6 protein-coding genes are annotated in these 5,448 nt (G+C 63.6%); 4 read left to right on the forward strand and 2 right to left on the reverse strand.

Annotated features, from left to right (window positions below; translation table 11 throughout):
- Both ACE1EY_RS11190 and ACE1EY_RS11195 read right to left on the reverse strand, forming a co-directional pair.
- On the reverse strand, positions 1-743 hold a 743-nt coding region (locus ACE1EY_RS11190; protein ID WP_370300182.1), incomplete at its 3' end, for a sulfotransferase.
- A 106-nt stretch (positions 744-849) separates the two neighbouring features.
- Positions 850-1,671 (reverse strand): alpha/beta fold hydrolase, encoded by an 822-nt coding sequence (locus tag ACE1EY_RS11195; protein ID WP_370300183.1) that lies wholly within the window; start codon positions 1,669-1,671, stop codon positions 850-852.
- 334 nt (positions 1,672-2,005) lie between these two features.
- Here ACE1EY_RS11195 and ACE1EY_RS11200 point away from each other — a divergent pair, with 334 nt between their 5' ends.
- The 4 genes from ACE1EY_RS11200 to ACE1EY_RS11215 form a co-directional block, all read left to right on the forward strand.
- Positions 2,006-2,836 carry a class I SAM-dependent methyltransferase gene (locus ACE1EY_RS11200; protein ID WP_370300184.1) on the forward strand — a complete coding sequence of 277 codons (831 nt, stop codon included), beginning with the start codon at positions 2,006-2,008 and terminating at the stop codon, positions 2,834-2,836.
- An 8-nt stretch (positions 2,837-2,844) separates the two neighbouring features.
- Positions 2,845-3,681, forward strand: coding sequence for a cyclopropane-fatty-acyl-phospholipid synthase family protein (locus ACE1EY_RS11205; protein ID WP_370300185.1), 837 nt, complete (start codon positions 2,845-2,847; stop codon positions 3,679-3,681).
- A 198-nt stretch (positions 3,682-3,879) separates the two neighbouring features.
- Positions 3,880-4,569: a lysophospholipid acyltransferase family protein gene (locus ACE1EY_RS11210; protein ID WP_370300186.1), complete on the forward strand. Its 690-nt coding sequence runs from the start codon at positions 3,880-3,882 to the stop codon at positions 4,567-4,569.
- A 134-nt stretch (positions 4,570-4,703) separates the two neighbouring features.
- Positions 4,704-5,448: M20/M25/M40 family metallo-hydrolase (locus ACE1EY_RS11215; protein ID WP_370300187.1), on the forward strand; the 745-nt coding region annotated here is incomplete at its 3' end.

Here is a 5,448-nt window from a genome sequence, read left to right on the forward strand (position 1 = left end):
ACGCAAACCAGGAAGCGCGCCTCCGGGTAGCGGGCAGCCAATGCCGGCGCCCAGCTCGCGAACGCGGCGTTCTTGGACAGGATGCGCCTGTCGGGACCATGGACGTAGAGGTGCTTTTGCAATAGCGCATGGTAGAAATCGAGCAGGATGCTGCGGTCGGCGTCGTCCAGGGTTTCGTCGAACGTCGCCAGCCCCCACAGATCCTGCGAGGCGGGCAATCCCAGGGCCAGCAGAAAGCAGCCGGCCGCCGGTATCAGCGCCAGATAGTCTTCTTCAGCCGCGGTGAGATCGACGCCATGGATGTCATCAAAATCGCCAGCAAGCCGCCGGACGAAGCGGTTGAGCAGTCGTGATGCGGGGCGCCCGAGCCGGTCATCCACCTGGGCCAGCGCTAGCCAGACACGACGTTCGGTTATCGATGGCGCGAGCACCGCTTCCCAGGTGCTCAAGGTGGTGAATGCGGGGTCTGCAGCCAGCGTTCGATGCACGAACGTCGTTCCGCTGCGGGGGATGCCGAGCACGAACAGCGGCTGGTCGACGCGGACGCCCCGGTAGCCGGCATACAGCAGCTCATCGAGCGCAAAACCCGCCCAGTGCATGGTTTGCACGGCCAGATAAGGCGGCATCAACGCTGCCAGACGGGCAAGGCGGGCAGGGCTGCGTGGAGCGGCAGGATCGGGTGCCAACGCGGAGCGCAGCATCTTCGCGTGGACCCGAAGACTGCGACGGAAGGCTGCTTGCATAACGGCCAAGTCGAGGTTCAACCTTGACTAAAACAGGCTACAGGCTGACCGAGGCTTATGACAGCCTTGTTGCAGTCGGCAATGTCACCGAATCGGGCCGCGCGCCTCAGGCGCTGAAGTGCTCCAGCAGGAGCTCACTGATGCGGGCCGGCTGCGACAGCGGCATCCAATGTCCCCCGGGTAGCTGCTCATAACGCCATTGTCCCCGGACAAACCGATACGAATCACGCATCTGACGGGCCGTGAGAAAGGCGTCACCCGTGCTGTAGATGCCAAGCGTGTCAGCCTGGACGGACGGCAGGCCATGGCGCATCAACAGTGGCGCGTTGGCGCGGTAGACATTCAGCGCAGCGGTGAGGCGGCCAGGCCGTGCCATCTGATCCCGGACCGCATCCGGGGTGGGGTGCCCGGTGAAACCGGAGCGCAGCAAGCGCCAGTTACCGACCGGTAACAGGCGCTCCGCCAGCCCGGGCACGAGGAAGCCGACGGCGTACCAGGCGCGTAGCTTTTGCTCGATGCCGGCCTGCGTGTACGCGAGCGGGTGACCAACGGACAGGGCCACTAGACGGCGGACGCGCTTGGGCTGCTGCGCCGCCATGCCCCAGGCGAACACCGCCCCCCAGTCGTGCCCGGCGACGTGGGCCGATTCGATGTCCAGCGCGTCGAGCAGACCGCAGAGATCGGCAACGATCTGTTCGAGCGCCGAGTCCTCGACGCGAGTCGTCAGTTGCGACTGACCGTAGCCTCGCGCATCCGGCGCCAGCACACGGTAACCGGCGGCGTGCAGGGCGATGATCTGCGCGGTCCACATCTCCGCCGAGTCAGGAAACCCGTGGAGTAACAGCACTGCAGGACGGGCGGCGTCGTCGGGTGCGGAATCGAGGTACGAGATCTCGACGCCGTTGGTTTTGCACTGATTGCGTTGCATTTCACGGTCCTTGTGATAGCGCGAGCGCGGTGAGCCTGTGCATCGCCACCGTGCTCTGAAACTCATCCGAGTATGCGTTAGGGTAACGCGAGGCAGTGAAAGCGGCCCACGCTGCATCCTGCCCGAACCACCGTGTGCAGTCCTTGTGAGCGACCGGGGACGTCGCCAGTCCGGCTTGTTGCCCGGACTCGCCGCACCTGAGCGAAAGCTCTGTCAATCGACCGCGTAATCAGCGGTTGTCATGCGTGACTCGGTTACATCCTGCGCCAGACGCCCGAGTCACCGCCATCTGGTCCAGCGTCTGGCCAATCAGGTACGCCAAGGAGTCTGAGGCATGACCGATGTCAACGAGGAAACGACCGTTGCACCGACGGAACAGAACTACGGGGATGATCCCCTTCAGGTGCGACAAACCGACAAGTATCAAACCGAGTACGTTCAAAGCTTCGTCGAGAAATGGGACGAGCTAATCGATTGGGACGCCCGCGCCGAAAGCGAAGGCGAGTTCTTCATCGAGGCGCTGCGCGCCCGCGGCGCCAAGAAGGTACTCGATGTTGCCACCGGCACCGGGTTTCACTCCGTCCGGTTGCGTGAGGCCGGTTTCGAAGTGGTGTCTGCGGACGGCAGCGCCGAGATGTTGGCCATGGCCTTCGAAAATGGTCGCCGACGCGGCCACGTGCTGCGCACCGTACTGGCCGACTGGCGCTGGCTGAATCGCGACGTACACGGCAAGTTCGACGCGGTGATCTGTCTGGGCAATTCGTTCACCCACCTGTTCTCGGAACGCGACCGCCGCAAGGCTTTGGCCGAGTTCTACGCCGCACTTCGTCACGATGGTGTGCTGATGCTCGATCAGCGCAACTACGACATGATTTTGGACGACGGCTTCAAGTCCAAGCACCAGTTCTACTACTGCGGCGACAACGTTCGCGCCGAGCCGGAACACTGCGACGAGGGCCTCGCCCGATTCCGCTACAACTTTCCGGACGGGTCCGAGTACCACCTCAACATGTTCCCCCTGCGCAAGGACTACGTCACACGCCTGATGCACGAGGTCGGTTTCCAGAATGTGACCACCGCAGCGGATTTCCAGGAGACCTACCGTCAGAGCGATCCGGACTTCTACGTCCATATCGCCGAAAAACTGCATCCCGACGAATCCTGAGGACGACGATGAGCGCTAACGATCAAGCCGTCGTGGACACCACCCGCGACTACTACGACAGCCCCGACGCTGACAATTTCTACTTCCACGTCTGGGGCGGCGAGGACATCCACGTCGGAATCTATCTGTCCGATGGAGAACCGATTCGCGATGCCAGCCACCGCACGGTTCGTCGCATGGTGGATGCGCTGGACCTGACGCCATCCAGCCGGCTGCTGGACATCGGCTCCGGATACGGCGGCTCGGCCCGCGTGATCGCACGCGAGGTCGGCTGCCATGTCACCGCGCTGAACCTGAGTCCGGTGCAGAACCGGCGGGCGCGTGAGATGAATGTGGAGCAGGGGCTGGACGACAAGATCGATGTCATCGACGGTAGCTTCGAGGAGCTGCCGTTTACCGATGAGTCCTATGATGTGGTCTGGTGTCAGGACTCGATCCTGCACAGCGCTCGACGTGACCAGGTGTTCCGCGAGGTGGACCGGGTGCTGCGCCGCGGCGGCCATTTCATCTTTACCGACCCCATGCAGCAGTCCGACGTGGATGCCAACGTGCTCGCACCGGTTCTCGCACGGATTCACCTGCCCTCGATGGGATCGGTCGAGAAGTACGAGCGTTACGCCCGCGAGCTGGGCTGGGAAACCGTTGCCCTGGAGCGAATGCCCGACGCCATCGTCAAGCACTATGGCAGCGTGCACCGTGAACTCAGCGCTCGAAAGAGCGAGTTGAGTGAACTCGTCAGTCCGGCCTACATCGACCGGATGACGGCCGGACTGGAACACTGGGTGACCGCCGGCAACCAGGGCGCGCTGGACTGGGGCATTCTCCACTACCGCAAGCCAGCCTAACCGGTAGCCGCCGCATTGATCCGCCGGAGCAGGCCGGCCGGCGGATCAGGGTCGCCGTGAGCAGCCATCCCTTGTAATCTCGGTGCCGCTCCAGCAGGCAAGGGCGCTTGCTGATGACTCAACCACGCGCCGTATCCGGCGCATGCCCGGCTCGATGCAATGGACCTAGGCATCGTGATCGCGGCGGGGACGATCACAATGCTCAACTCGATTGCGGGCTGGCTGCTCCACGCCCTGATTCGCCTTTTTTACGTCACTTACCGCTTCCGCTTTGATGGCGAGCGCGGCTTGCGTGGCCCCGCCGATTGCCCGGTCTATCTGCTGGCGATCTGGCATCAGAACCTGTTTGCCGGAATCCTCGCGCAGACCGGACGCAAGCATGTTGTGATCGTGTCCAAATCCCGCGACGGCGATCCGGTCACCCGGCTTTGTGAAGGGCTCGGGCATTCGGTGGCGCGCGGCAGTTCGCGCAGCGGGAACCGAGACAAGGGCGGGCGGGCCGCCAAAGGCGACATGATCGGCCAACTCCAGAGCGGCTTGCCGGGTGCGCTCACGGTCGATGGCCCTCGTGGGCCGGCCCATGTCTGCAAGCCCGGAATTATCGAAATGGCGCGCCAGACCGGCCTGCCGATCATCCCGTATCTGCCGCTTGCGCGTCGTTACTGGTCTTTCCGGAGCTGGGACCGGTTCCGCTTGCCGAAACCGTTCACGCGTATCGATGTGCACTACGGTGCGCCGATTTTTGTGCCTGCCGAGCTTGATGAAGCGCAGTTCGCCCAGTTCCAGCGCGAGGTGGGCGAAGCGATTGACGCGCTGGAAGCCGCCCATGATCCAAAGGCTTCGGCGCGGGTGACGGCCGCGCGTCCCAGTGCGGCCGGCGAACTCTGAGCTGATTCCGGCCTAAACTTCTGCCGTCGCCAAGCGAAGGAAATACTGAAGCCACTCATTCGGCCTGGGCTTGCACGAAAACCGGCCCGGTCTTGGTGATGTGAATAGATCGGTGTTTCCGTAAGGGAGAAGTCATGCGGGGAAGAAGGATCATCGTGCGGGGCCTGACGTGGGTCGCAGCGTTCGTGGCCGTCGGTCTGCTGGTCATGGTCATAAAGACCATCCAGCTACGCGCGGACTACCATCCCGGGACGGCGCCGCCGCCTCCGGAAATCGACACCGCCGCGGTTCGACATCTTGCCGAAGCCGTGCGCATACCCACCGTGTCACTGGATTCCGAGGGGGGCGCGGCCGAGCACTTTCAGCGATTGCATGCGCTGATGCGCAGTCATTTTCCGCGCGTGTTCGAAGAGCTGACGGTAGAGATCGTCTCCGGCCACAGCCTGCTGCTGACCTGGACCGGGCAGGAGAGCGCCGGCGCTCCCATCATCCTGCTGGGCCACCTGGATGTGGTTCCCGTCGAGACTGGCACCGACAAGGACTGGACGCACCCGCCGTTTTCCGGCCGGGCGGCGGACGGTTACATCTGGGGCCGGGGCAGCCTGGATGACAAGGCGAGTGTCTGGGCGCAGCTTGAGGCAATCGAGCGGTTGCTCGGCCGTGGCTTCACGCCACCGCAAACCATCTATTTCGCCTTCGGACATGACGAGGAAACCGGCGGCACACGGGGTGCGTTGCAAATCGCCGCGCTGCTCAAAGACCGGGGTGTTCGGGCGGCCTTCACTCTGGACGAGGGTGGCGCCATCACGCGCGGCCTGATCGGTGGAGTCGATGTTCCGGTCGCGACGGTGATGGTCGGGGAGAAGGGTTTTGTATCGC

The organism is Abyssibacter sp., from assembly GCF_964229365.1.
Lineage (GTDB): Bacteria > Pseudomonadota > Gammaproteobacteria > Nevskiales > OUC007 > Abyssibacter.

Excerpts from the sequence above, each read along its gene's own strand:
- ACE1EY_RS11200 (WP_370300184.1), top strand. The coding sequence starts at position 2,006 with ATGACCGATGTCAACGAGGAAACGACCGTTGCACCGACGGAACAGAAC.
- ACE1EY_RS11205 (WP_370300185.1), top strand. The coding sequence starts at position 2,845 with ATGAGCGCTAACGATCAAGCCGTCGTGGACACCACCCGCGACTACTAC.
- ACE1EY_RS11195 (WP_370300183.1), bottom strand. The coding sequence starts at position 1,671 with ATGCAACGCAATCAGTGCAAAACCAACGGCGTCGAGATCTCGTACCTC.
- ACE1EY_RS11210 (WP_370300186.1), top strand. The coding sequence starts at position 3,880 with ATGCTCAACTCGATTGCGGGCTGGCTGCTCCACGCCCTGATTCGCCTT.